Origin of the sequence: Citrobacter sp. CK206, from assembly GCF_030333125.1 — a bacterium.
GTDB classification, from domain to species: Bacteria; Pseudomonadota; Gammaproteobacteria; order Enterobacterales; family Enterobacteriaceae; genus Citrobacter_B; species Citrobacter_B koseri.
Genome location: NZ_JAOWGM010000020.1, coordinates 27,895 through 51,844, shown reverse-complemented (window position 1 = coordinate 51,844; position 23,950 = coordinate 27,895). Strand labels below are relative to the sequence as shown.

The 23,950-nt window shown below is 55.4% G+C and carries 21 protein-coding genes and 1 pseudogene; 14 read left to right on the top strand and 8 right to left on the bottom strand.

Going from position 1 to position 23,950, the window contains the following annotated elements; all coding sequences use genetic code 11:
* The first annotated feature begins 31 nt into the window (after positions 1-31).
* From fhuC to fhuB, 3 genes are read left to right on the top strand one after another with little or no spacing between them, the layout of a single operon-like run.
* Entirely contained in the window at positions 32-829 is a 798-nt protein-coding gene (gene fhuC, locus OGX81_RS01065; protein WP_012134007.1) for a Fe3+-hydroxamate ABC transporter ATP-binding protein FhuC, read from the top strand.
* Complete coding sequence (gene fhuD / locus OGX81_RS01060; protein ID WP_024130692.1) at positions 829-1,719, top strand: Fe(3+)-hydroxamate ABC transporter substrate-binding protein FhuD; 891 nt, start codon at positions 829-831, stop codon at positions 1,717-1,719. The genes fhuC and fhuD overlap by 1 nt, the downstream gene beginning before the upstream one ends.
* On the top strand, positions 1,716-3,698 hold the full coding sequence (gene fhuB, locus OGX81_RS01055; RefSeq protein ID WP_058668589.1) for a Fe(3+)-hydroxamate ABC transporter permease FhuB: 1,983 nt from the start codon (positions 1,716-1,718) through the stop codon (positions 3,696-3,698). Before fhuD ends, fhuB begins: the two co-directional genes overlap by 4 nt.
* Before the next feature lie 70 nt (positions 3,699-3,768).
* On the opposite strand, the gene hemL is transcribed toward fhuB, so the two are convergent.
* Positions 3,769-5,049, bottom strand: a complete 1,281-nt coding sequence (gene hemL, locus OGX81_RS01050) for a glutamate-1-semialdehyde 2,1-aminomutase (protein ID WP_049011622.1) — start codon at positions 5,047-5,049, stop codon at positions 3,769-3,771.
* A 170-nt stretch (positions 5,050-5,219) separates the two neighbouring features.
* Between hemL and clcA the strand changes: the two genes are divergently transcribed.
* The 3 genes and pseudogenes from clcA (at position 5,220) to erpA (ending at position 7,066) form a co-directional block, all read left to right on the top strand.
* Positions 5,220-6,641: a H(+)/Cl(-) exchange transporter ClcA gene (clcA, locus tag OGX81_RS01045; RefSeq protein WP_104869065.1), complete on the top strand. Its 1,422-nt coding sequence runs from the start codon at positions 5,220-5,222 to the stop codon at positions 6,639-6,641.
* A gap of 28 nt (positions 6,642-6,669) precedes the next feature.
* Positions 6,670-6,729: pseudogene (gene yadW / locus OGX81_RS01040) on the top strand (small protein YadW).
* A complete protein-coding gene (gene erpA / locus OGX81_RS01035) occupies positions 6,722-7,066 on the top strand; it encodes an iron-sulfur cluster insertion protein ErpA (protein WP_012134001.1) in 345 nt (114 codons plus the stop codon). The pseudogene yadW and the gene erpA overlap by 8 nt, the downstream one beginning before the upstream one ends.
* A 105-nt stretch (positions 7,067-7,171) precedes the next feature.
* On the opposite strand, the gene OGX81_RS01030 is transcribed toward erpA, so the two are convergent.
* The 3 genes from OGX81_RS01030 to mtnN are packed head-to-tail and all read right to left on the bottom strand — an operon-like array spanning position 7,172 to position 9,323.
* Complete coding sequence (locus OGX81_RS01030; protein WP_012134000.1) at positions 7,172-7,795, bottom strand: TRIC cation channel family protein; 624 nt, start codon at positions 7,793-7,795, stop codon at positions 7,172-7,174.
* A gap of 36 nt (positions 7,796-7,831) precedes the next feature.
* The gene (gene btuF / locus OGX81_RS01025; RefSeq protein WP_104869064.1) at positions 7,832-8,632 is read right to left on the bottom strand and encodes a vitamin B12 ABC transporter substrate-binding protein BtuF; all 801 of its coding nucleotides are present in this window, start codon (positions 8,630-8,632) and stop codon (positions 7,832-7,834) included.
* Complete coding sequence (gene mtnN / locus OGX81_RS01020) at positions 8,625-9,323, bottom strand: 5'-methylthioadenosine/S-adenosylhomocysteine nucleosidase (protein WP_012133998.1); 699 nt, start codon at positions 9,321-9,323, stop codon at positions 8,625-8,627. Before mtnN ends, btuF begins: the two co-directional genes overlap by 8 nt.
* Before the next feature lie 83 nt (positions 9,324-9,406).
* Between mtnN and dgt the strand changes: the two genes are divergently transcribed.
* From dgt to cdaR, 3 genes are all read left to right on the top strand, one after another.
* Positions 9,407-10,921: a dGTPase gene (dgt, locus tag OGX81_RS01015; RefSeq protein ID WP_012133997.1), complete on the top strand. Its 1,515-nt coding sequence runs from the start codon at positions 9,407-9,409 to the stop codon at positions 10,919-10,921.
* Positions 10,922-11,053: 132 nt separating this feature from the next.
* Complete coding sequence (gene degP / locus OGX81_RS01010; protein ID WP_012133996.1) at positions 11,054-12,475, top strand: serine endoprotease DegP; 1,422 nt, start codon at positions 11,054-11,056, stop codon at positions 12,473-12,475.
* A 158-nt stretch (positions 12,476-12,633) separates the two neighbouring features.
* Complete coding sequence (gene cdaR, locus OGX81_RS01005) at positions 12,634-13,791, top strand: DNA-binding transcriptional regulator CdaR (RefSeq protein ID WP_049011619.1); 1,158 nt, start codon at positions 12,634-12,636, stop codon at positions 13,789-13,791.
* A 90-nt stretch (positions 13,792-13,881) separates the two neighbouring features.
* Here cdaR and OGX81_RS01000 read toward each other — a convergent pair whose 3' ends face one another.
* The 4 genes from OGX81_RS01000 to map all read right to left on the bottom strand — a co-directional run bounded on the left by OGX81_RS01000 (position 13,882) and on the right by map (position 18,806).
* A complete protein-coding gene (locus OGX81_RS01000) occupies positions 13,882-14,268 on the bottom strand; it encodes a DUF3461 family protein (protein WP_024130689.1) in 387 nt (128 codons plus the stop codon).
* A 109-nt stretch (positions 14,269-14,377) separates the two neighbouring features.
* Complete coding sequence (gene dapD, locus OGX81_RS00995) at positions 14,378-15,202, bottom strand: 2,3,4,5-tetrahydropyridine-2,6-dicarboxylate N-succinyltransferase (protein WP_012133993.1); 825 nt, start codon at positions 15,200-15,202, stop codon at positions 14,378-14,380.
* A 30-nt stretch (positions 15,203-15,232) separates the two neighbouring features.
* Positions 15,233-17,905 (bottom strand): bifunctional uridylyltransferase/uridylyl-removing protein GlnD, encoded by a 2,673-nt coding sequence (gene glnD / locus OGX81_RS00990; protein ID WP_012133992.1) that lies wholly within the window; start codon positions 17,903-17,905, stop codon positions 15,233-15,235.
* 106 nt (positions 17,906-18,011) lie between these two features.
* Positions 18,012-18,806 carry a type I methionyl aminopeptidase gene (gene map / locus OGX81_RS00985; RefSeq protein ID WP_012133991.1) on the bottom strand — a complete coding sequence of 265 codons (795 nt, stop codon included), beginning with the start codon at positions 18,804-18,806 and terminating at the stop codon, positions 18,012-18,014.
* Between the two features lie 324 nt (positions 18,807-19,130).
* On the opposite strand from map, the gene rpsB reads away from it, so the two are divergent.
* The 5 genes from rpsB (at position 19,131) to ispC (ending at position 23,837) form a co-directional block, all read left to right on the top strand.
* Entirely contained in the window at positions 19,131-19,856 is a 726-nt protein-coding gene (gene rpsB / locus OGX81_RS00980; RefSeq protein WP_012133990.1) for a 30S ribosomal protein S2, read from the top strand.
* Positions 19,857-19,990: 134 nt separating this feature from the next.
* The gene (gene tsf, locus OGX81_RS00975) at positions 19,991-20,842 is read left to right on the top strand and encodes a translation elongation factor Ts (protein WP_024130688.1); all 852 of its coding nucleotides are present in this window, start codon (positions 19,991-19,993) and stop codon (positions 20,840-20,842) included.
* Between the two features lie 147 nt (positions 20,843-20,989).
* The gene (pyrH, locus tag OGX81_RS00970) at positions 20,990-21,715 is read left to right on the top strand and encodes a UMP kinase (RefSeq protein ID WP_012133987.1); all 726 of its coding nucleotides are present in this window, start codon (positions 20,990-20,992) and stop codon (positions 21,713-21,715) included.
* A gap of 272 nt (positions 21,716-21,987) precedes the next feature.
* Positions 21,988-22,545, top strand: coding sequence for a ribosome recycling factor (gene frr, locus OGX81_RS00965; RefSeq protein WP_024130687.1), 558 nt, complete (start codon positions 21,988-21,990; stop codon positions 22,543-22,545).
* Positions 22,546-22,640: 95 nt separating this feature from the next.
* Positions 22,641-23,837, top strand: a complete 1,197-nt coding sequence (ispC, locus tag OGX81_RS00960; protein WP_012133985.1) for a 1-deoxy-D-xylulose-5-phosphate reductoisomerase — start codon at positions 22,641-22,643, stop codon at positions 23,835-23,837.
* Positions 23,838-23,950 lie beyond the last annotated feature (113 nt).

Below are 23,950 nucleotides of genomic sequence, written 5' to 3'. Positions count from 1 at the left end.
TTCGCCGTGCCCGCTTTACAAGTTGGCCGCTATGCAGGAAAACATAACCCGTCCCGACACGACTTTCGCCCTACGTAATGTCTCCTTTCGTGTGCCTGGCCGCACGCTTCTGCATCCTCTTTCGCTGACCTTTCCGGTGGGTAAAGTTACCGGGCTTATTGGTCACAACGGTTCAGGTAAATCAACCTTACTGAAAATGCTGGGGCGGCATCAACCGCCGTCGGAAGGCGACGTGTTGCTCGACGATCAGCCGTTGAACAGCTGGAACAGTAAAGCGTTTGCCCGCAAGGTCGCCTATCTGCCGCAGCAGCTTCCGCAGGCGGAAGGGATGACGGTGCGCGAGCTGGTGGCGATTGGGCGTTATCCGTGGCACGGCGCGCTGGGTCGTTTTGGCGTAACCGACAGAGAAAAAGTGGAAGAGGCGATTACGCTGGTGGGACTAAAACCACTGGCGCACCGTCTGGTGGACAGCCTCTCCGGCGGGGAACGTCAGCGGGCGTGGATCGCTATGCTGGTGGCCCAGGATAGCCGCTGTTTGCTACTCGACGAACCCACCTCCGCGCTGGATATCGCGCATCAGGTTGATGTGCTGGCGCTGGTGCACCGCTTAAGCCAGCAGCGTGGGTTGACGGTGATTGCCGTTTTGCACGACATCAACATGGCGGCCCGCTACTGTGATTATCTGGTGGCGCTGCGCGGTGGCGAAATGATTGCCCAGGGTACGCCAGCAGAGTTGATGCGTGGTGAAACGCTGGAGCTGATTTATGGCATCCCGATGGGAATTTTGCCGCATCCGGCTGGTGCCGCACCCGTGAGTTTTGTCTATTAATGAGCGGTTTACATTCTATTACCCGACGTCGATTGTTAACGGCGATGGCGCTTTCTCCTCTGCTCTGGCAAATGGGGCAAGCCCGGGCCGCAACCGTCGATCCTCATCGTATTGTCGCCCTGGAGTGGTTGCCGGTAGAGCTGCTGTTAGCGCTCGGCATCATGCCTTACGGCGTGGCGGATATTCCCAATTATCGCCTGTGGGTTAACGAGCCGGCATTGCCGGAGTCGGTCATTGACGTTGGGCTGCGTACCGAACCTAATCTGGAACTGCTGACCGAAATGAAGCCCTCATTTATGGTCTGGTCGGCAGGCTATGGCCCTTCGCCTGAAAAGCTGGCGCGTATCGCGCCGGGGCGCGGCTTTAGCTTCAGCGACGGCAAAAAGCCGTTAGCGGTAGCGCGTCAGTCGTTAATTGAAATGGCGCAACTGCTTAATCTTGAGTCTGCGGCCAGCCGCCATCTGGCGGAATACGATAGCTTTATCGACAGCCAGAAACCGCGCTTTGCCCGGCGTGGCGACCGGCCTCTGCTGCTAATGACGTTGCTCGATCCGCGCCATATGCTGGTTTTCGGCCCGAACTGCTTATTCCAGGAGACGCTGGACGCGTTCGGCATTCGCAATGCCTGGCAGGGGGAAACCAATTTCTGGGGCAGCACTGCGGTTGGTATCGACCGGCTGGCGGCCTATAAAGACGCTGACGTCCTCTGTTTTGATCACGGCAATAACCCGGATATGGCTGCGCTGATGGCGACGCCGCTGTGGCAGGCGATGCCGTTTGTGCGCGCCGGACGTTTTCAGCGCGTGCCTGCCGTCTGGTTTTATGGCGCGACGCTGTCGAGCATGCGTTTCGTGCGCATTCTGGATAATGCGCTGGGAGGTAAAGCGTGAGCCGACGTATTGCGCTATTTCCGGCGTTGCTGCTGGCGGTGTTATTTATCGCCGCCGCCTGGCTGACCTGGTTTAACTTCTCCATCGCATTGCCGCGCAGCCAGTGGCAGCAAGCGTTCTGGTCGCCGGATATCGACAGCATTGAGCAAATGATTTTCCACTATAGCCTATTGCCGCGTCTGGCGATCGCCTTGCTGGTCGGGGCCGGGCTTGGGCTGGTGGGCGTATTGTTCCAGCAGGTGCTGCGTAACCCGCTGGCGGAGCCAACGACGCTCGGCGTGGCGACGGGGGCGCAGCTCGGGATTACGCTAACGACGCTGTGGGCGATTCCCGGCGCGATGGCCACGCAATTTGCGGCGCTGGCAGGCGCGTGCGTGGTAGGCGCGCTGGTGTTTGGCGTCGCCTGGGGAAAACGCCTGTCACCGGTTACGCTGATTCTCGCCGGTCTGGTGGTGAGCCTGTATTGCGGGGCGATTAACCAACTGATGGTGATTTTCCACCACGACCAGTTGCAAAGCATGTTCCTGTGGAGCACCGGAACGCTGACGCAAACCGACTGGAGCGGGGTGCAGAGGCTGTGGCCGCAGCTGCTGGGCGGCGTGATGCTCACCTTGCTATTGCTGCGTCCGATGACCCTGATGGGGCTGGATGACGGCGTGGCGCGCAATCTGGGGCTGGCCTTGTCGCTGGCGCGTCTGGCGGCTTTATCGCTGGCGATCGTGCTCAGCGCGATGCTGGTTAACGCCGTTGGGATTATCGGCTTTATCGGCCTGTTCGCCCCGCTGCTGGCGAAAATGCTTGGGGCGCGTCGCTTACTGGCGCGCCTGATGCTGGCGCCGCTGATTGGCGCGCTGATCCTCTGGCTTTCCGATCAGACCATTTTGTGGCTGACCCGCGTCTGGATGGAGGTCTCCACGGGTTCCGTGACGGCGCTGATTGGCGCGCCGCTGTTGCTGTGGCTGCTGCCGCGTCTGCGCAGCATGAGCGCGCCGGCAATGAACGCCAATGACCGCGTAGCGGCGGAACGCCAGCATGTGCTGAGTTTTGCGCTGGCAGGCGGTGTCGTGCTGCTGCTGGCGGTGTTCGTGGCGCTCTCTTTTGGCCGTGACGCGCACGGCTGGAACTGGGCGAGCGGCGCGCTGCTGGATGAACTGATGCCCTGGCGCTGGCCGCGTATTCTGGCGGCATTGATTGCGGGCGTGATGCTGGCGGTGGCGGGGTGCATTATTCAACGCCTGACCGGAAACCCGATGGCCAGCCCGGAAGTGCTGGGGATCAGCTCCGGCGCGGCGTTCGGCGTGGTGCTGATGCTGTTCCTGGTGCCGGGTAACGCTTTTGGCTGGCTGCTGCCTGCCGGGAGCATCGGCGCGGCGGCGACGTTGCTGATCATCATGGTCGCGGCAGGACGCGGGGGCTTTTCTCCGCACCGTATGCTGCTGGCGGGGATGGCGCTCAGTACGGCGTTTACGATGCTGTTGATGATGTTACAGGCGAGCGGCGATCCGCGCATGGCGGGAGTGCTGACCTGGATTTCCGGTTCGACCTACAACGCGTCGGAAGAACAGGTGGTACGCACCGGCATTGTGATGGTGATTCTGCTGGCGATTACGCCGCTGTGTCGTCGCTGGTTAACCATTTTACCGCTGGGCGGCGAGACGGCGCGGGCGGTGGGTATCGCGTTGACGCCATCGCGTGTTGGGCTGTTGTTGCTGGCGGCCTGTCTGACGGCGACCGCGACGATGACCATTGGGCCGCTGAGCTTCGTCGGGCTGATGGCGCCGCATATCGCGCGGATGCTCGGTTTTCGCCGCACGATGCCGCATATGATTATGTCGGCGCTGGCGGGGGGAATACTGCTGGTTTTCGCCGACTGGTGCGGCAGAATGGTGTTGTTCCCGTATCAGATCCCGGCGGGATTGCTCTCGACGTTTATCGGCGCGCCGTATTTTATTTATTTGTTACGCAAGCAGAGCCGGTAATGGTGCCTTACCCGGCCTACGGCGCCATATGTAGGCCGGGTAAGCGTAAGCGCCACCCGGCAATGACGATTTACAGCTTCGCAAATACCCGACGCGCGGCATCGATGGTGTTGTTGATATCGTCCATGCTGTGCGCCACGGACATAAAACCTGCCTCGAAGGCGGACGGCGCCAGGTAAACGCCTTCATCCAGCATCATGTGGAAGAAACGTTTGAAGCGCTCAACGTCGCATGCCATTACATCCTGATAGCAGTTTACGGATTCCGCATCGGTAAAGAAGATGCCGAACATACCGCCGACGTGATTCACCACCAGTGGAATATTGGCTTCCTGCGCGGCATCCAGCAGGCCTTCTGCCAGTCGGGTCGTCAGTTCGTCCAGCGTCTCGTGAATCCCCGGCTGGGCGACTTCGGTCAGGCAGGCGAAACCCGCCGCCATGGCAATCGGGTTGCCGGAAAGCGTTCCCGCCTGGTAAACCGGGCCAGTCGGCGCCAGTGCGTCCATCACATCGCGGCGTCCGCCAAATGCGCCTACCGGCATACCGCCGCCGATGATTTTTCCCAGACAGGTCAGATCCGGCACTACGCCGTAATAATCCTGTGCGCCCGCCAGCGCCACGCGGAAACCGGTCATCACTTCGTCGATGATCAGCAGCGCGCCGAATTCGTCGCACAGGGCGCGCAGGCCCGGCAGGAATTCCGGCAGCGGAGGGATGCAGTTCATATTGCCCGCCACCGGCTCGACGATAATACAGGCAATCTCTTGCGGATATTGCTCGAACGCCGCGCGTACAGAGGCCAGATCGTTATAGGTGCAGGTCAGGGTATGTCTGGCGAAATCAGCCGGAACGCCCGGTGAGTTCGGCTGGCCCAGCGTCAGTGCGCCGGAACCCGCTTTCACCAGCAGGCAGTCGGCGTGGCCGTGGTAGCAGCCTTCAAATTTGATGATCTTGTCGCGACCGGTGAAGCCGCGCGCCAGGCGAATCGCACTCATTGTGGCTTCGGTGCCGGAGTTCACCATCCGCACCATGTCCATAGTCGGCACCAGTTCGGTGACCAGCTCCGCCATTTTAACTTCCATCTCGGTCGGCGCGCCGAAGCTCAGCCCGCGCGCAGCGGCTTCAATCACTGCATTACGGATGGCGGGGTGGTTATGGCCCAGCACCATCGGACCCCAGGAGCCGACGTAATCGATGTACGCTTTGCCATCGACATCATACAGATACGCGCCGTCTGCTTTTTCGATAAACAGCGGGGTGCCGCCCACGCCAGTGAAGGCGCGAACAGGGGAGTTGACGCCGCCGGGGATAAGCTCGCGCGCTGCGCTGTAGAGGTTTTCAGACTTGCTCATGGATGGGGTTCCTGGTTCGTAGAAAAAGTGAATGCCCTTTATTCTAAGTTATTCACAGAAGGTTATGAACATTTTGCGCATTTGAAACATGACGATTTACAGGGGATTTTCCCGAAACAGGCGGGTACAATGCCGCTTCTGTATTTGTATTACCAATTAATGATCATCTGATGAACACAGACACTCCCACTTTCGAAGCACAGCAAGTTGTGCGCTTACGGCGCGGGGATCTGATCCGCAGACTACTTCAGCGGGATAAAACGCCGCTGGCCATCTTATTCACGGCGGCGGTGGTCGGCACCGTCACGGGTCTTATTGGCGTTGCGTTTGAGAAAGCCGTGACCTGGGTGCAGAACTTACGTATCGGCGCGCTCGTTCAGACGGCCGATTACGCGATTCTGGTCTGGCCGCTGGCCTTTATCCTCTCTGCGCTGCTGGCGATGGTCGGTTATTTTCTGGTGCGTAAGTTTGCGCCGGAAGCCGGTGGGTCGGGCATCCCGGAAATAGAAGGCGCGCTGGAAGAGTTGCGTCCTGTTCGCTGGTGGCGCGTGCTGCCGGTGAAATTTGTGGGCGGTATGGGAACGCTGGGCGCTGGCATGGTGCTGGGGCGGGAAGGGCCGACGGTACAAATCGGGGGCAATATCGGGCGAATGGTGCTGGACCTCTTCCGTATGCGTAGCGCCGAGGCGCGTCACACCTTACTGGCAACCGGCGCGGCCGCAGGGTTATCGGCAGCCTTTAACGCGCCGCTGGCGGGGATCTTATTTATCATCGAAGAGATGCGCCCGCAGTTTCGCTACAATTTAATTTCGATCAAAGCCGTGTTTACGGGCGTGATCATGTCGAGCATTGTGTTTCGTATTTTTAACGGTGAAGCGCCGATTATTGAGGTCGGGAAGCTCTCAAACGCACCGGTTAATACGCTATGGTTATATTTAATCCTCGGTATGATTTTTGGCTGCGTCGGGCCGCTGTTCAATCACCTGGTATTGCGCACTCAGGATATGTTCCAGCGTTTTCACGGCGGCGAAATCAAAAAGTGGGTTCTGATGGGCGGCGCGATCGGTGGCCTGTGCGGTATTCTCGGCTTAATTGAGCCGGAAGCGGCGGGCGGTGGGTTTAATTTGATCCCCATTGCTGCGGCGGGGAATTACAGCGTAGGCCTGCTGCTGTTTATTTTTATCGCCCGCGTCCTTACCACGCTGCTTTGTTTCTCATCCGGTGCGCCCGGCGGAATTTTTGCGCCAATGCTGGCGCTGGGGACGTTGCTCGGCACCGCATTTGGTATGGCGGCTGCGGCGTGTTTTCCGCAGTACCATCTGGAGGCCGGAACATTCGCGATTGCCGGAATGGGCGCGTTGCTGGCGGCGTCGGTGCGTGCGCCTTTAACGGGAATCGTGTTAGTGCTGGAGATGACCGATAACTATCAGCTCATTTTGCCAATGATTATTACCTGTCTTGGCGCAACACTATTAGCACAATTTATGGGCGGAAAACCGCTATACTCCACCATCCTTGCGCGCACGCTGGCGAAACAGGATGCGGAGCAGGCGGCAAAAAGCCAGCGGTCGGCCGCTGGTGAGAATACTTGAATGAAATACCAGGGTATTAGATAATGCCATAACGATTGGGTTATAATTTGCCCAATTGCCAATGTCGTTTGGAGCAAAAAATGAGTGATGACGTAGCGCTGCCACTGCAATTTACTGAAGCAGCAGCCAAGAAAGTAAAAAGCCTGATCGCTGACGAAGATAACCCGAATCTGAAACTGCGCGTGTATATCACCGGCGGTGGTTGCAGCGGTTTCCAGTACGGTTTTACCTTTGATGATCAGGTGAACGAAGGTGATATGACCATCGAGAAGCAGGGTGTTGGCCTGGTGGTTGACCCGATGAGCCTGCAATATCTGGTAGGCGGCGCTGTCGATTACACCGAAGGTCTGGAAGGTTCCCGCTTTGTGGTCACCAACCCGAATGCGAAAAGCACCTGCGGGTGTGGTTCGTCCTTTAGTATCTGATGTATTGCCGGATGGCGACGCAGGGCGTCTTATCCGGCCTACGGTGCGTGTTGCTGCGTTCCTGAATGTAGGCCCGATAAGCGTCAGCGCCATCGGGCAGTGAAATCAACGCCCGTTCTCATCCAGAGCAAACGTCGGTAATTTTAAATGCCAACGAATTGCGGCCAGACGAATCATTAACGTCACAACCATCCCCATCATACTGGCGCTTTCCAGCGGCACGGAAAAGGTATAAAACGCCGTCGCATGCACGATGCCGCCGATAATACAGGCCGTGGCATAAATCTCCGTGCGCAAGATCATCGGCACTTCACGCGCCAGCACGTCGCGGATAATCCCGCCGCCGACGCCGGTAATCACGCCCATACAGATGGCGACCAGCGGGCCTGTTTCAGCAAGGAACGCCTTATTGACGCCGATACCGACGAACACCGCGAGGCCGACGGCATCCAGCACGGGAAGCATCCATTTAGGCAATCGTCTCGGTTGGCGCACCAGCAAAATGGTGAGCATGCTGGTGACCATCGCCACTACCAGGTCGGTCGGATCTTTGACCCAAAAGACGGGCCCGTTATCCAGCGCCATATCGCGGATCGTCCCGCCGCCCACTGCGGTCACGACGCCCAATACCAGTACGCCAAACGGGTCCATACGCAACTTTCCGGCCAGCAATACGCCAGAGATAGCAAAGACAGCTGTGCCTACAATATCCAGCCAATAGACGAGCATTATCGAATCCCCACTGAGAACCTGACTGCGCAGGTTCTATTCTACTTGTGAAAGCGCATTACAGAGTTGTTTTGCGGCGAGGATGATACGCGGGCTCGCGCGTTCAAACCAGTCACCATTCAGCGGTATAACCGGGATTTTTAGCTGGTTTTGCCAGTATTGTTCGATTTTAGGAATTTCGCCCGCATCGCCGGTAACGACAATCGCCTGCGGATGTCGGGCCAGCACCTGCTCACGGCTGACCTGCGGCCAGGGGACGCGACTGCCCGCAAAAATATTTTCTCCGCCGCAGACCTCAAGAACCTGGTGCTGGATGGAGCCTTTTCCGCTGGTGAATAACGGATTCGCGCCAAACTGGAGAAAAACGCGTTTTTTCGGTTTATCAGCGTACTGCGACTTTAGCGCGGCATACTCGTCCAGCAGCGTTTGCGCCGCGCGTCTGGCTTTTTCTGGCTCAGGACTCCATGCGGCAAGCTGGCGCAGTGCGTCGGCGACCTGCTCAATGGTTACGGCATCCACCCACATGATTTTAATGCCCAGGGACGCCAGCTGGTTAACCTGCCGTTCAGCATTGCCCCCTCGCCAGGCGATGACCAGGTCGGGTTTGAGCGCCACAATACGTTCCAGATTCATCCCTTGCCAGGTGGAGACTTCTTCGATGTTTTTTGCTTGCGGGGGATAGTCGGAATAACTGCTGACGCCAACGGGCGTGATCCCTGCGGCAAAGGCAAGTTCGGTGTTGGAAGGGGAGAGGGAAACGACGCGCGGTACGGCGCAAAGCCACAGCGGAAGGGCTAAAAGCAGGGCGGCCAGCGCCCTGGAGAATAATTTAGCCATGCGCCAGTTTCTGCACCAGCGTTTCAACCATCAGGCTGGACTGCTTCGCGGCTACGGCCAGGAATTCGTCAAAGCTGAGGTGGGATTGCTGATCGGCCACATCAGAGATGGCGCGAACCACCACGAAAGGCACGTTGAAGTTATGGCAGACATGCGCGATCGCGGTCGCTTCCATTTCCACGGCAATCGCCTGCGGGAAATTGTGGCGGATTTTCGCCAGGCCCACGGAGCCGTTAATGAAAGCGTCGCCGCTGACGATCAGTCCGCGAACCGCATTCAGGTTGAGTTTTGCGATGCAGGATTCCGCCGCCGCGATCAGCGCGTCGTCGGCTTTAAAACCTGCCGGGCAGCCAGGAAGCTGACCAAATTCATAACCAAACGCGGTAACGTCGGCGTCGTGATAACGCGCTTCATCGGAAACGACGATATCGCCGACTGTCAGCGTCGGGGCCAGACCGCCAGCGGAACCGGTATTAATAATGACATCCGGCTTGCAACGTTCCAGCAGCAACGTTGCGCCCAGCGCCGCCGCGACTTTACCGATGCCGGATTTCAGCAGCGCAATCTCGGTCCCGTTCAGTTGGCCGGTGTAAATTTCACAACCGCCCAGGGTGATCGTCTGACGGTTTTCGATTTTGTCACGCAGCAGCGTAACTTCTTCTTCCATTGCACCAATGATGCCGATTTTCATAGATTTACTCGCGATAAGCCAGATTTGAGGGCATAGTCTATCATGCGCTTAAGGGGAAGCGCATTTCTCAGGCGGGAGAGGACATGGCACAGATCGATTTCCGAAATAAAATTAACTGGCATCGTCGTTATCGTTCACCGCAGGGGGTGAAGACCGAACATGAGATCCTGCGGATCTTTGAAAGCGATCGTGGACGCATCATCAATTCCCCGGCGATCCGTCGGCTTCAGCAAAAAACGCAGGTCTTTCCACTGGAGCGTAACGCCGCCGTTCGGACGCGGTTGACGCATTCTATGGAGGTGCAGCAGGTCGGGCGTTATATCGCGAAAGAGATCCTGAGCCGGTTAAAAGAGTTAAAGCTGCTGGAACAATACGGTCTGGATGAACTGACCGGCCCCTTTGAGAGCATTGTGGAAATGTCCTGCCTGATGCATGACATTGGCAATCCGCCGTTTGGTCATTTCGGCGAGGCGGCGATCAATGACTGGTTTCGCCAGCGCCTGCACCCGGCGGATGCGGAAAGCCAGCCGCTTAGCGACGACCGCTGCGCGGTGGCGGCGCTGCGTCTGCGTGAAGGCGAGGAGTCTTTGAATGATATTCGTCGCAAGGTGCGCCAGGATTTATGTCATTTCGAGGGCAACGCGCAGGGCATCCGCCTGGTGCATACATTAATGCGCATGAATCTGACCTGGGCGCAGGTGGGCGGCATTTTAAAATACACTCGCCCGGCATGGTGGCGAGGAGAAACGCCCGCGACGCACCGTTATTTAATGAAAAAGCCGGGGTATTATCTCTCTGAAGCGCCGTATATTGAGAGGTTACGTAAAGAACTTGCGTTAGCGCCTTACAGCCGTTTCCCATTAACATGGATTATGGAGGCCGCCGATGATATCTCTTATTGCGTGGCCGATCTGGAAGATGCCGTCGAGAAAAGAATCTTCAGCGTTGAGCAGTTATATCACCATCTTTACGAAGCATGGGGCCACCATGAAAAAGGATCGCTGTTTACTCAGGTTGTTGAGAATGCCTGGGAAAAGTCTCGCTCAAATTCGCTAAGTCGCAGTACGGAAGATCAGTTCTTTATGTATTTACGCGTGAATACGCTAAATAAACTGGTGCCCTACGCGGCTCAGCGTTTTATTGATAACTTGCCGCAAATCTTTGACGGCAGTTTCAATCATGCGCTGCTGGAAGACGCCAGCAGCTTCAGCCAGTTGCTTGAGTTATATAAAAATGTGGCGATAAAACATGTGTTTAGCCACCCGGATGTTGAACAACTGGAATTACAGGGCTACCGCGTCATCAGCGGGTTATTAGAAATTTATCAACCGTTATTACGTATGTCCCTGGTCGATTTCAGGGAACTGGTTGAAAAAGAGCGGGTGAAGCGTTTTCCAATAGAATCTCGTTTATTCCAGAAGCTCTCTACGCGCCATCGCCTGGCTTACGTGGAGGCCGTCAGTAAATTATCGCCGGAGGCGCCGGAGTACCCCACGCTGGAATATTATTATCGCTGCCGTTTGATCCAGGATTATATCAGCGGGATGACGGATCTGTACGCCTGGGATGAATACCGGCGTCTGATGGCGGTTGAATAATAAATACGCTTTTGTAAAGATGGACAATAAATTTTTACTTTTTCCAGAAACTTTATTCTGGAACTTCGCGCTATAAAACGAATCTGACGTACACAGCAATTTTGCGTTATCTGTTAATCGAGATTGAAACACATGAAAAAAACCACATTAGCAATGAGTGCACTGGCTCTGAGTTTAGGTTTGGCGCTGTCTCCCCTGTCTGCAACGGCGGCTGAGACGGCGTCTTCGGCAACGACTGCCCAGCAGATGCCAAGTCTGGCACCGATGCTCGAAAAAGTGATGCCATCGGTGGTGAGTATCAACGTGGAAGGTAGCACAACCGTCAACACGCCGCGTATGCCGCGTAATTTCCAGCAGTTCTTTGGCGATGATTCGCCATTCTGCCAGGACGGTTCGCCGTTCCAGAGTTCTCCGTTCTGCCAGGGCGGGGGTCAGGGCGGCGGTCAGCAACAGAAATTTATGGCGCTGGGCTCCGGCGTCATTATTGATGCCGCAAAAGGTTATGTCGTCACCAACAACCATGTGGTGGATAACGCGACGGTCATCAAAGTTCAACTGAGCGATGGCCGTAAATTTGACGCTAAGGTCGTCGGTAAAGATCCGCGCTCTGATATCGCGCTGGTTCAAATTCAGGACCCGAAAAATCTGACGGCCATTAAGCTGGCGGATTCCGATGCGCTGCGCGTGGGGGATTATACCGTCGCTATCGGCAACCCGTTTGGTCTGGGCGAAACGGTGACTTCCGGTATCGTCTCCGCACTGGGCCGTAGCGGTCTGAACGCGGAAAACTACGAAAACTTTATCCAGACGGATGCCGCCATCAACCGTGGTAACTCCGGTGGCGCGCTGGTGAACCTGAACGGCGAACTGATCGGGATTAACACCGCGATTCTTGCGCCGGACGGCGGCAACATCGGTATTGGTTTTGCTATCCCCAGCAATATGGTGAAAAACCTGACCTCCCAGATGGTGGAGTATGGCCAGGTTAAACGCGGTGAGCTGGGTATCATGGGGACGGAGCTAAACTCGGAACTGGCGAAGGCGATGAAAGTCGATGCCCAGCGCGGCGCGTTTGTCAGCCAGGTGATGGCGAACTCTTCTGCGGCGAAAGCCGGTATTAAAGCCGGGGATGTGATCACGTCCCTGAATGGTAAGCCGATCAGCAGCTTTGCCGCGCTGCGCGCCCAGGTGGGTACGATGCCGGTAGGCAGCAAAATCAGCCTTGGTCTGCTGCGTGATGGCAAGCCGGTGACTGTCAACCTGGAACTGCAACAGAGCAGCCAGAATCAGGTTGATTCCAGCTCCATCTTCAATGGTATTGAAGGCGCGGAAATGAGCAACAAAGGCCAGGATAAAGGCGTTGTTGTCAGCAACGTGAAGCCGAATACGCCGGCTGCGCAGATTGGCCTGAAGAAAGGGGATGTGATTGTGGGGGCCAACCAGCAGGCGATTAAGAACATCGCTGAGCTGCGTAAAATCCTCGACAGCAAACCTTCTGTTCTGGCGCTGAATATTCAGCGCGGCGATAGTACCATCTATCTGCTGATGCAGTAATTTCCTCTCTTGCCCTTTTCCTGTCCGGGAAAAGGGCATTTCTCACATTCTGTGAGGCCCCCCACAACTCCATACTTCTCTGCTTTAGTTTGTGCAGATGCACAATGATGCAGGTTAGCATCTTCCCTATGCTTGAGCTCTGCTCACAGGAGGGGATTATGGCTGGCTGGCATCTTGATACCAAAATGGCACAGGATATTGTGGCGCGCACAATGCGCATCATCGATACCAATATCAACGTAATGGATGCCCGTGGGCGTATTATCGGTAGCGGCGATCGGGAGCGCATTGGTGAATTGCACGAAGGCGCGCTGTTGGTGCTGTCGCAGGGGCGCGTGGTCGATATTGATGATGCGGTGGCGCGGCATCTCCACGGCGTGCGCCAGGGGATCAACCTGCCGTTGCGCCTGGAAGGGGAGATCGTCGGCGTTATTGGTTTAACCGGTGAGCCGCAACACCTGCGAAAATACGGTGAGCTGGTCTGTATGACGGCCGAAATGATGCTGGAGCAGTCGCGGCTGATGCATCTGCTGGCCCAGGACAGCCGTCTGCGTGAAGAACTGGTGATGAACCTGATTCAGGCTGAGGAAAATACGCCAGCGTTGACGGAGTGGGCGCAGCGGCTGGGTATCGACCTGAACCAACCGCGTGTGGCTGCCGTGGTTGAAGTGGACAGTGGGCAGCTTGGCGTTGACAGCGCGATGGAGGAGTTGCAGCAGCTGCAAAATGCGTTAACGACGCCTGAACGCAACAATTTGATTGCTATCGTTTCTTTGACGGAAATGGTTGTGCTGAAACCGGCGCTGAATCAGTTTGGGCGCTGGGATGCGGACGACCATCGCAAGCGTATTGAGCAGTTGATTGCCCGGATGAAAGAGAACGGGCAATTGCGCTTTCGGGTCGCACTGGGGAACTATTTTACCGGCCCGGGCAGTATCGCCCGTTCCTGGCGCACTGCGCGTACTACCATGATGGTGGGCAAGCAGCGTATGCCGGAGCAACGTAGCTACTTTTACCAGGATTTGATGTTGCCAGTGCTGCTGGACAGCCTGCGTGGTGGCTGGCAGGCCAATGAGCTGGCGCGCCCGCTCTCAAAGCTGAAGGCGATGGATAATAACGGGCTGTTACGCCGGACGCTGGCCGCGTGGTTTCGCCATAACGTGCAGCCGCTGGCAACGTCGAAGGCGCTCTTTATTCACCGTAATACGCTGGAATACCGTCTGAACCGCATCTCTGAGTTGACGGGGCTGGATTTGGGCAATTTTGACGATCGGCTGTTGCTGTATGTCGCACTGCAACTGGACGAGCAGCATTGATTGCCTGATGGCGCGACGCTTATCAGGCCTACCGGGAGTTACCTGTAGGCCGGATAAGGCGTAACACGCCGCCATCCGGCAACACACAGCTTACTTACGCGTTAGTTTTTCCAGATCGGCTTCAATTTCGTTGATCTTGTTGGCGACCACGCTTTCCAGATGACGTAAATCATCCAGGATCTTACGTTTGAGATCGACTTCCGTGCGATCGCGCTGGCAGATCTGATCCAGCTCATCGATCACATAGCGCAGGTTAGGACTGATCTCCTGCACCTCTTTGTAACCTTGTCCGATACCATCGGCGACGACGGTTTTACGCTGGCGGGGATATTTGAACTTTACGCTTTTGGCAAAGAACTCGCCTCTATCCTTCTGGAAATAGATTTTCAGGATATCGTTGTTGGCTTCTTGCCGCAGGCTGTAACGATCGATTTCTTCAGGATTGGTAATGCCCAGACTTTTCAGATTGTCATACATAGCGGTACCCTTCATCTCAACATAACCTATGAATAATTAACGAAAAGTTCTCTTTCCGCCAGCCACAGATGTAAAAAAAGCGGGCTCAGCCCGCTTTTTCAAATCATTGTTAGTCGATGGTACGTAACAGCTCGTTGATCCCGACTTTGCCGCGCGTCTTCGCGTCGACTTTTTTCACGATGACCGCACAGTACAGGCTGTATTTGCCGTCTTTCGACGGCAGGTTGCCGGAAACCACAACGGAGCCTGCCGGTACGCGGCCATAATGGATTTCGCCCGTTTCGCGATCGTAAATACGGGTGCTTTGACCGATGTACACGCCCATAGAGATGACGGAACCTTCCTCAACGATCACCCCTTCAACCACTTCAGAACGCGCGCCGATGAAGCAGTTATCTTCGATGATTGTCGGGTTCGCCTGTAGCGGTTCCAGTACGCCGCCGATGCCGACGCCGCCGGACAGGTGTACGTTTTTACCAATCTGCGCGCAGGAACCTACGGTTGCCCAGGTATCTACCATCGTGCCTTCATCAACGAATGCGCCGATGTTTACGTAGGATGGCATCAGTACGGTGTTGCGTGCGATAAACGCGCCCTGACGCACAGCGGCAGGCGGCACTACGCGGAAGCCTTCTTTCTGGAAGCGCGCTTCGTCATAGTCGGCGAATTTCATCGGTACTTTATCGAAGTAGCGGCTTTCCGCACCGTCGATAACCTGGTTATCGTTAATACGGAAAGAGAGCAGAACCGCTTTCTTCAGCCACTGGTGAGTCACCCACTGGCCATCAATCTTTTCTGCCACACGCAGCGCACCGGAATCCAGCAGAGAAATGACCTGGTTAACCGCTTCGCGGGTCACGGTATCTACATTCGCCGGAGTGATGTCGGCACGGCGCTCGAAAGCGGACTCAATAACGTTCTGTAACTGCTGCATTGTTAAACTCTTTCCATATGAATAAACACACTACCCTTTATCGTTTGGATTGAGGGCCGCTGTCAACCGTTGATGCACTTCCTGCTGTAGCTCATTATTAAGGGCACGCCGGTCGGCTGTCGCGATTATGAATAAATCTTCTACTCGCTCGCCAATGGTTGTAATTCGGGCGCCATGAAGCGAAATTCCCAGATCGGCAAAAATTTGCCCGACCCGCGCCAGCAGGCCCGGCTGATCGAGAGCGATAAGTTCAAGGAACGATTTTCTGTCGGTGTGAGTAGGCAGAAAAGTGACCTCGGTATCGACGGTAAAGTGGCGCAGTTTGGCCGGCTGGCGACGCGGCTGCGGAGGCTGCCAGCTGCTCTGGGTAATTGCCTGCTCCAGTCCAAAACGGATGGCTTCGTGACGATCGGCGGAGAGAGGGCTGCCGTCCGGCTCCAGCACAATAAAGGTATCCATCGCCATGCCGTCGCGGGTGGTGAAGATTTGCGCGTCATGAACGCTCAGATTGCGCCTGTCCAGTTCTGCGCAAACGGCGGCAAACAGATAAGGGCGGTCAGGACTCCAGATGAAGATCTCCGTTCCGCCGCGCGTGGCCTGCGGGCTGACCAGAATCAGCGGTCGGGTCAGATCGTGCTGTAACAGATGACGCGCATGCCAGGCCAGCTGATTCGGGCTATGGCGCACGAAATAGTTAGCGCGGCAGCGTGTCCAGATTTGATGCAGCGCCTCTTCGTTTATATTGTCCATTCGCAGCAGTGCCAGCGCCTGAAGCTGATGATGGCGCACGCGTTCGCGCATATCCGGCGTGTTTTGCATGCCGCGACGTAGCTGTTTTTCGGTGGCGAAGTACAGTTCGCGCAACAGGCTTTGCTTCCAGCTGTTCCACAGCGTTTCGTTAGTGGCGCAAATGTCAGCGACCGTCAGGCATACCAGGAAACGCAGGCGGTGTTCCGTTTGCACCTCTTCGGCGAACTGTTTGATGACCTCAGGGTCCTGGATATCGCGCCGCTGGGCGGTAACCGACATCAGCAGGTGCTGGCGTACCAGCCAGGCGACCAGTTGCGTTTCGCGTGAGTTCAGGCCGTGCAGTTCGGCAAATTTGAGCACGTCCTGCGCGCCGAGTACCGAGTGGTCGCCGCCGCGCCCTTTGGCGATATCATGGAACAGCGCCGCGATCAGGATCAGTTCCGGTTGCCGCAGGCGCGGCCAGAGATCGACGCACAGCGGATGGCGCTGGCGGGTCTCTTCTTTGGCGAAACTTTCCAGCTTCAGCATTACGCGAATGGTGTGCTCATCCACCGTATAGGCATGGAACAGGTCGAACTGCATTTGGCCGACGATATGCGACCATTGCGGCATGTAAGCCCAAAGCACGCTGTGGCGATGCATTGGCAGCAAACCGCGGCTGACGGCGCCCGGATGACGCAGCATACTGAGAAACAGAGAGCGCGCTTCCGGGATGTAGCACAGCGGCTGGGTCAGGTGGCGGCGGGCATGGCGCAGATGGCGCAGCGTGGTGGAATAGATGCCAGTGATGGTGCTATTGCGCACCATCATATAAAACATCCGCAGGATCGCTTCCGGCGAACGGATAAACAGATCGTCATCGCGCAGGTCGATCAGCGTGCCGCGCAGTTGAAAATCGTCATCAATCGGGCGCGGTTTTTCATCGGCGGGCAGGGCGAGGATTGCTTCATCAAACAGCTGTAATAGCATCTGGTTCAGTTCGCTCACCCGACGCGTGACCCGGAAATAGTCTTTCATCATGTGCTCAACCGGCTCGTTGCCTTCGCCAGTGTAGTTGAGCCGCTGGGCAACGCTGAGCTGCCTGTCGAACAGCAGGCGGTTGTCGTAACGGCTGACCACCAGGTGCAGCGCGAAGCGAATGCGCCACAAAATATGCAGGCACTCGTTTAGCTCGGCGCGTTCTGCCTGGGTTAAGAAGCCGAAGCCGACCATCTCATTGAGAGACGTTGCGCCGAAGTGACGGCGGGCCACCCATTGCAGGGTGTGGATATCACGCAGGCCGCCGGGGCTGCTTTTAATATCGGGTTCAAGGTTATAGCTGGTGCCGTGATAGCGCTGGTGGCGCTGGTTTTGCTCTTCGACTTTGGCGGCGAAAAATTTCTCCGACGGCCAGAAGCCTTCACTGAAAATATGCTTTTGCAGTTCCAGAAAAAGCGCCACGTCGCCGATCAGCAGACGTGTTTCAATCAGATTGGTGGCGACGGTTAAGTCCGACAGCCCTTCCAGCAGACACTCTTCCAGTGTGCGCACGCTATGCCCTACTTCCAGCTTCACATCCCACAGCAAGGTCAGCAGTTCCCCGACTTTTTGCGCCTGAGCGTCGGGCAGCTTTTTACGGCTCAGGATGAGCAGGTCAATGTCGGAAAGCGGATGCAGCTCGCCCCGTCCATAGCCGCCGACGGCCACCAGGGCCAGATCGGCAATTTGCCCGAATCCGGCGTCGATCCACAGTCGTTGCAGCAACTGGTCGATAAATTCGGTGCGGGCTTCAATCAATTGCTCTGCGGAAATCCCGCTGTCAAAAGCGTCTCCCAGCCACTGCTGGAAAATATCAATGTGGGCTTTAATTCCGCTGACGGTAAGCTCGTCACGCGACCAGGCTCCCGGATTTTGCGGTTGGCCGGGTAGGGTGGGGAGAGCCGTATTCGCGTGCTGTTCAGGAAGAGTATTCATTATGCGCCACCCATTAAAAAGCCGGATGCGGCGTTAACGCCTTATTCGGCCTACGGGTAAACGCTGATTGTAGGCCTGATAAGCGGTAGCGCCATCAGGCAAAAGTTTATGCGTCGTGCGTGATAATCGCCGGGATGGTGTCATCCTTGCGTAACGTCAGAATTTCACAGCCGTTTTCGGTTACCACAATAGTATGCTCGTACTGCGCAGACAAGCTTCTGTCTTTGGTTTTTACCGTCCAGCCGTCTTTCATGGTGCGGATGCGGTAATCACCGGCGTTCAGCATCGGTTCAACGGTGAACGTCATTCCCGGTTGCAGAACCACGCCGCCGTCGTCCGCATCGTAGTGCAGAACCTGCGGTTCTTCATGGAAGCCGCGACCAATCCCGTGACCGCAATATTCGCGAACGACAGAGAAGCCTTCGCCTTCCGCGTATTTCTGAATGGCCGCGCCCAGCGTGCGCAGACGGATGCCCGGTTTGACCATTCGCAGCGCCAGATACAGGCTTTCCTGGGTTACACGGCACAAGCGCTCGCCCAGAATCGTCGGTTTGCCGACGATAAACATTTTCGACGTATCGCCGTGGTATTCATCTTTAATTACGGTTACGTCGATATTGACGATATCGCCGTCTTTCAGCAATTTGCCGTCGTCCGGGATACCGTGGCACACCACTTCATTAATGGAGATGCAAACGGATTTCGGATAACCGTGGTAGCCGAGGCAAGCGGAGATCGCGTGTTGTTCATTGACGATGTAGTCGTTGCAGATGCGATCCAGTTCCCCGGTGCTGACGCCCGGTTTGATATACGGTTCGATCATCTCCAGCACTTCAGCGGCCAGGCGGCCAGCGACGCGCATTTTTTCGATTTCTTCAGGGGTCTTGATTGAGATAGCCATGAATTCTGTCCATCGGTGTCGATTATTTCGACAATAATTGTGTAAGTGCTGTCAATGGTATCAGTCCAAAGCGTAGCCTGCCAAATTGAGAATCATTAACAGCACATCGAGCCAACAATTATTGGTGTCTGCTGCGTATTTGTGGTATAAAGCGCGCCGGACTTCCGTTCCATTCGAAGACTACACAAGATGGACTGAAGCGACAAATCTCACTTTGTGTAACAACACACACGTATCGGCACATATTCCGGGGTGCCCTTTGGGGTCGGTAATATGGGATACGTGGAGGCATAACCCCAACTTTTATATATAGAGGTTTTAATCATGGCAACTGTTTCCATGCGCGACATGCTCAAGGCTGGTGTTCACTTCGGTCACCAGACCCGTTACTGGAACCCGAAAATGAAGCCGTTCATCTTCGGTGCGCGTAACAAAGTTCACATCATCAACCTTGAGAAAACGGTACCGATGTTCAACGAAGCGCTGGCTGAACTGAACAAGATTGCTTCTCGCAAAGGTAAAATCCTTTTCGTTGGTACTAAACGTGCTGCAAGCGAAGCGGTGAAAGACGCTGCTAACAGCTGCGACCAGTTCTTCGTGAACCATCGCTGGCTGGGCGGTATGCTGACTAACTGGAAAACCGTTCGTCAGTCCATCAAACGTCTGAAAGACCTGGAAACTCAGTCTCAGGACGGTACTTTCGAAAAGCTGACCAAAAAAGAAGCGCTGATGCGCACTCGTGAGCTTGAGAAACTGGAAAACAGCCTGGGCGGTATCAAAGACATGGGCGGCCTGCCGGACGCACTGTTCGTTATCGATGCTGACCACGAGCACATTGCTATCAAAGAAGCAAACAACCTGGGTATCCCGGTATTTGCTATCGTTGATACCAACTCTGATCCGGACGGTGTTGACTTCGTTATCCCGGGTAACGACGACGCAATCCGTGCTGTTAGCCTGTACCTGGGCGCTGTAGCTGCAACCGTTCGTGAAGGCCGTTCTCAGGATCTGGCTTCTCAGGCGGAAGAAAGCTTCGTAGAAGCTGAATAATAAGGCACGCTCGTTCGAGCCCCCTTATAAACCAGGTAGTATCACGTTTGGTTAGGGGCCCTTTAGGCCCCTTTTTCACTTTTAAATCTGTGCGGTTTGATGCCGGGCAGATCAAATCTTCCGAGGATTTTAGAATGGCTGAAATTACCGCATCCCTGGTAAAAGAGCTGCGTGAGCGTACTGGCGCAGGCATGATGGATTGCAAAAAAGCACTGACTGAAGCGAATGGCGACATCGAGCTGGCAATCGAAAACATGCGTAAATCCGGTGCGATCAAAGCAGCGAAAAAAGCAGGCAACGTTGCTGCTGACGGCGTGATCAAAACCAAAATCGACGGCAACTACGGCATCATTCTGGAAGTTAACTGCCAGACTGACTTCGTTGCTAAAGATGCTGGTTTCCAGGCATTTGCTGACAAAGTGCTGGACGCCGCTGTTGCTGGTAAAATCACTGACGTTGACGTGCTGAAAGCACAGTTTGAAGAAGAGCGCGTTGCTCTGGTGGCAAAAATCGGTGAAAACATCAACATTCGCCGTGTTGCTTCCCTGGAAGGCGACGTTCTGGGTTCTTACCAGCACGGTGCGCGCATCGGTGTTCTGGTTGCGGCTAAAGGCGCTGACGAAGAGCTGGTTAAACAGCTGGCAATGCACGTTGCTGCAAGCAAGCCTGAGTTCGTTAAGCCGGAAGACGTGTCTGCTGAAGTGGTAGAGAAAGAATACCAGGTACAGCTGGATATCGCGATGCAGTCTGGTAAGCCGAAAGAAATCGCAGAGAAAATGGTTGAAGGCCGCATGAAGAAATTCACCGGCGAAGTTTCTCTGACCGGTCAGCCTTTCGTTATGGAACCGAGCAAATCTGTTGGTCAGCTGCTGAAAGAGCACAACGCCGACGTAACTGGCTTCATCCGCTTTGAAGTGGGCGAAGGCATCGAGAAAGTTGAGACTGACTTTGCAGCAGAAGTTGCTGCGATGTCCAAGCAGTCTTAATTGTCGAAAAGGAGCCGCCTGAGGGCGGCTTCTTTTTGCGTCCATCTTGTAAATTCAGCCAACCCCTATAGTGGCTGCGCTGAAAAGCGACATACAATGTCGCCGGAATTAACTCATCTCAATCGTTGACAGTCTCAGGAAAGAAACATGGCTACCAATGCAAAACCCGTCTATAAACGTATTCTGCTTAAATTGAGTGGCGAAGCTCTGCAGGGTTCGGAAGGCTTCGGTATTGATGCAAGCATACTGGATCGTATGGCTCAGGAAATCAAAGAACTGGTGGAACTGGGCATTCAGGTTGGTGTGGTGATTGGTGGCGGTAACCTGTTCCGTGGTGCTGGTCTGGCGAAAGCGGGTATGAACCGCGTTGTGGGCGACCACATGGGCATGCTGGCCACCGTGATGAACGGTCTGGCGATGCGCGATGCGCTCCACCGCGCCTATGTGAACGCCCGCCTGATGTCCGCTATTCCGCTGAATGGCGTGTGTGACAACTACAGCTGGGCAGAAGCCATTAGTCTGCTGCGTAATAACCGTGTGGTTATCCTGTCTGCGGGCACCGGCAACCCCTTCTTCACCACCGACTCTGCGGCTTGCCTGCGCGGTATCGAAATTGAAGCGGATGTGGTGCTGAAAGCCACGAAAGTCGATGGCGTATTTACTGCGGACCCGGCCAAAGATCCGTCCGCCACGATGTATGAGCAACTCACCTACGGCGAAGTGCTGGATAAAGAGCTGAAAGTGATGGATCTGGCCGCGTTCACGCTGGCTCGTGACCACAAATTGCCAATTCGTGTTTTCAATATGAACAAGCCGGGCGCGCTGCGTCGCGTCGTGATGGGCGAAAAAGAAGGGACTTTAATCACGGAATAATTCCCGTGATGGCCAATTCCGGGTAAGATTCGCCTTTACCCGGCAGGATTTATATATCCTGTGGCATGAATTAAACGAGACTATACTGAGCATACTCTGTATACACGAAATCATTCATGCTGCATCACGGCGGCAAGAGCATGAATCCCGAGGCCCGTACACTGGTACGTGACAGGGAAGAACGTTCGCAGCCAACGCAGAGGCAGCCTGAAGGATGAAGTGTATTGTGTGATTGTCTGGTCGACTGAGACTAGTTTTCAAGGATTCGTAACGTGATTAGCGATATCAGAAAAGATGCTGAAGTACGCATGGAAAAATGCGTTGAAGCGTTTAAAAACCAAATCAGCAAAATTCGCACGGGTCGTGCTTCTCCCAGCCTGCTGGATGGCATTGTCGTGGAATATTACGGCACGCCGACTCCGCTGCGTCAGCTGGCGAGCGTAACGGTAGAAGACTCCCGCACGCTGAAAATCAACGTGTTCGATCGCTCCATGAGCCCGGCGGTTGAGAAAGCGATTATGGCTTCTGACCTCGGCCTGAACCCGAGTTCTGCGGGTAGCGATATCCGTGTTCCGCTGCCGCCGCTGACTGAAGAACGTCGTAAAGACCTGACCAAAATCGTTCGTGGCGAAGCAGAGCAGGCGCGTGTTGCCGTGCGTAACGTACGCCGTGACGCGAACGACAAAGTAAAAGCGCTGCTGAAAGATAAAGAGATCAGCGAAGATGACGATCGCCGTTCTCAGGACGAAGTACAGAAACTGACTGACGCTGCCATCAAGAAAGTTGATGCGGCGCTGACGGAAAAAGAAGCGGAACTGATGCAGTTCTGATTTTCCTGTACGACTAAAACGCCGCTGGTTGACCCTGACGGGTCTTCCGGGCGGCGTTTTGCTTTCTATCCTGTCTCAATTCTTCTGGACGTTTCATGAAGCAACTAACCATTCTGGGCTCGACCGGCTCTATTGGTTGCAGCACGCTGGATGTGGTGCGCCATAATCCTGAAAGCTTCCGTGTTGTCGCGCTGGTTGCGGGTAAAAATGTCACCCGTATGGTAGAGCAGTGCCTGGAGTTTTCGCCGCGTTATGCGGTGATGGACGATGAACAGAGCGCTCAACGGCTGAAAACTGCGCTTCTGGAACATGGAAGCCGCACTGACGTCCTGAGCGGACAACAGGCCGCCTGCGATATGGCTGCGCTGGATGAGGTCGATCAGGTGATGGCGGCTATCGTGGGCGCGGCAGGTCTGCTGCCTACGCTTGCGGCGATTCGCGCCGGTAAAACCATCCTGCTTGCCAATAAAGAGTCGCTGATTACCTGCGGGCGCCTGTTTATGGACGAGGTGAAACGCAGTAAAGCCCGGCTTTTACCGGTAGATAGCGAACATAACGCGATTTTTCAGAGTATGCCCCAACCTATTCAAAACGATCTGGGATACGCTGAGCTGGAGCAAAATGGCGTGATGTCGATTTTGCTTACCGGGTCTGGTGGCCCTTTTCGTGAAACGCCATTGTGCGATCTGGCGGCCATGACGCCCGATCAGGCATGTCGTCATCCGAACTGGTCTATGGGACGAAAAATTTCCGTCGATTCCGCCACCATGATGAATAAAGGTCTGGAATACATTGAAGCGCGTTGGTTGTTTAACGCCAGCGCAAGCCAGATGGACGTGTTGATTCACCCGCAGTCGGTTATTCACTCAATGGTGCGTTATCAGGACGGCAGCGTTCTGGCGCAACTGGGGGAGCCGGATATGCGTACGCCAATCGCGCATACGATGGCGTGGCCGAATCGCGTGAACTCTGGCGTGAAGCCGCTCGATTTTTGCAAGCTCAGTGCGTTGACGTTCTCTGCGCCGGATTATCAGCGCTATCCGTGCCTGAAACTGGCGATGGACGCGTTTGAGCAAGGTCAGGCCGCGACAACCGCGCTGAATGCGGCGAATGAAATCACCGTCGCCGCATTTCTGGCTGAAGAGATTCGCTTTACAGATATTGCTGAGCTCAATTTATCTGTGCTGGAGAAAATGGATTTGCAGGAACCGGGAAGCGTTGACGACGTTCTCAGGGTTGATGCCGTCGCGCGTGACGTCGCCAGAAAACAGGTGATGCGACTCGCAAGCTGATGATAATCCCTCTACACAGGATCGTGCTATTTGTTAGCGTTGGGCTTCAGTGATATAGTCTGCGCCACCCGATCGCAGATATTTGGCTTTATGCGGTCAGGTAAGCCGTGGTT

Coding starts and splice junctions, on each gene's coding strand:
- glnD (WP_012133992.1), bottom strand. CDS start 17,905: ATGAATACTCTTCCTGAACAGCACGCGAATACGGCTCTCCCCACCCTA.
- fhuC (WP_012134007.1), top strand. CDS start 32: ATGCAGGAAAACATAACCCGTCCCGACACGACTTTCGCCCTACGTAAT.
- ispC (WP_012133985.1), top strand. CDS start 22,641: ATGAAGCAACTAACCATTCTGGGCTCGACCGGCTCTATTGGTTGCAGC.
- hemL (WP_049011622.1), bottom strand. CDS start 5,049: ATGAGCAAGTCTGAAAACCTCTACAGCGCAGCGCGCGAGCTTATCCCC.
- OGX81_RS01000 (WP_024130689.1), bottom strand. CDS start 14,268: ATGTATGACAATCTGAAAAGTCTGGGCATTACCAATCCTGAAGAAATC.
- degP (WP_012133996.1), top strand. CDS start 11,054: ATGAAAAAAACCACATTAGCAATGAGTGCACTGGCTCTGAGTTTAGGT.
- btuF (WP_104869064.1), bottom strand. CDS start 8,632: ATGGCTAAATTATTCTCCAGGGCGCTGGCCGCCCTGCTTTTAGCCCTT.
- clcA (WP_104869065.1), top strand. CDS start 5,220: ATGAACACAGACACTCCCACTTTCGAAGCACAGCAAGTTGTGCGCTTA.
- dgt (WP_012133997.1), top strand. CDS start 9,407: ATGGCACAGATCGATTTCCGAAATAAAATTAACTGGCATCGTCGTTAT.
- pyrH (WP_012133987.1), top strand. CDS start 20,990: ATGGCTACCAATGCAAAACCCGTCTATAAACGTATTCTGCTTAAATTG.
- dapD (WP_012133993.1), bottom strand. CDS start 15,202: ATGCAGCAGTTACAGAACGTTATTGAGTCCGCTTTCGAGCGCCGTGCC.
- fhuD (WP_024130692.1), top strand. CDS start 829: ATGAGCGGTTTACATTCTATTACCCGACGTCGATTGTTAACGGCGATG.
- OGX81_RS01030 (WP_012134000.1), bottom strand. CDS start 7,795: ATGCTCGTCTATTGGCTGGATATTGTAGGCACAGCTGTCTTTGCTATC.
- map (WP_012133991.1), bottom strand. CDS start 18,806: ATGGCTATCTCAATCAAGACCCCTGAAGAAATCGAAAAAATGCGCGTC.
- mtnN (WP_012133998.1), bottom strand. CDS start 9,323: ATGAAAATCGGCATCATTGGTGCAATGGAAGAAGAAGTTACGCTGCTG.
- cdaR (WP_049011619.1), top strand. CDS start 12,634: ATGGCTGGCTGGCATCTTGATACCAAAATGGCACAGGATATTGTGGCG.
- erpA (WP_012134001.1), top strand. CDS start 6,722: ATGAGTGATGACGTAGCGCTGCCACTGCAATTTACTGAAGCAGCAGCC.
- tsf (WP_024130688.1), top strand. CDS start 19,991: ATGGCTGAAATTACCGCATCCCTGGTAAAAGAGCTGCGTGAGCGTACT.
- rpsB (WP_012133990.1), top strand. CDS start 19,131: ATGGCAACTGTTTCCATGCGCGACATGCTCAAGGCTGGTGTTCACTTC.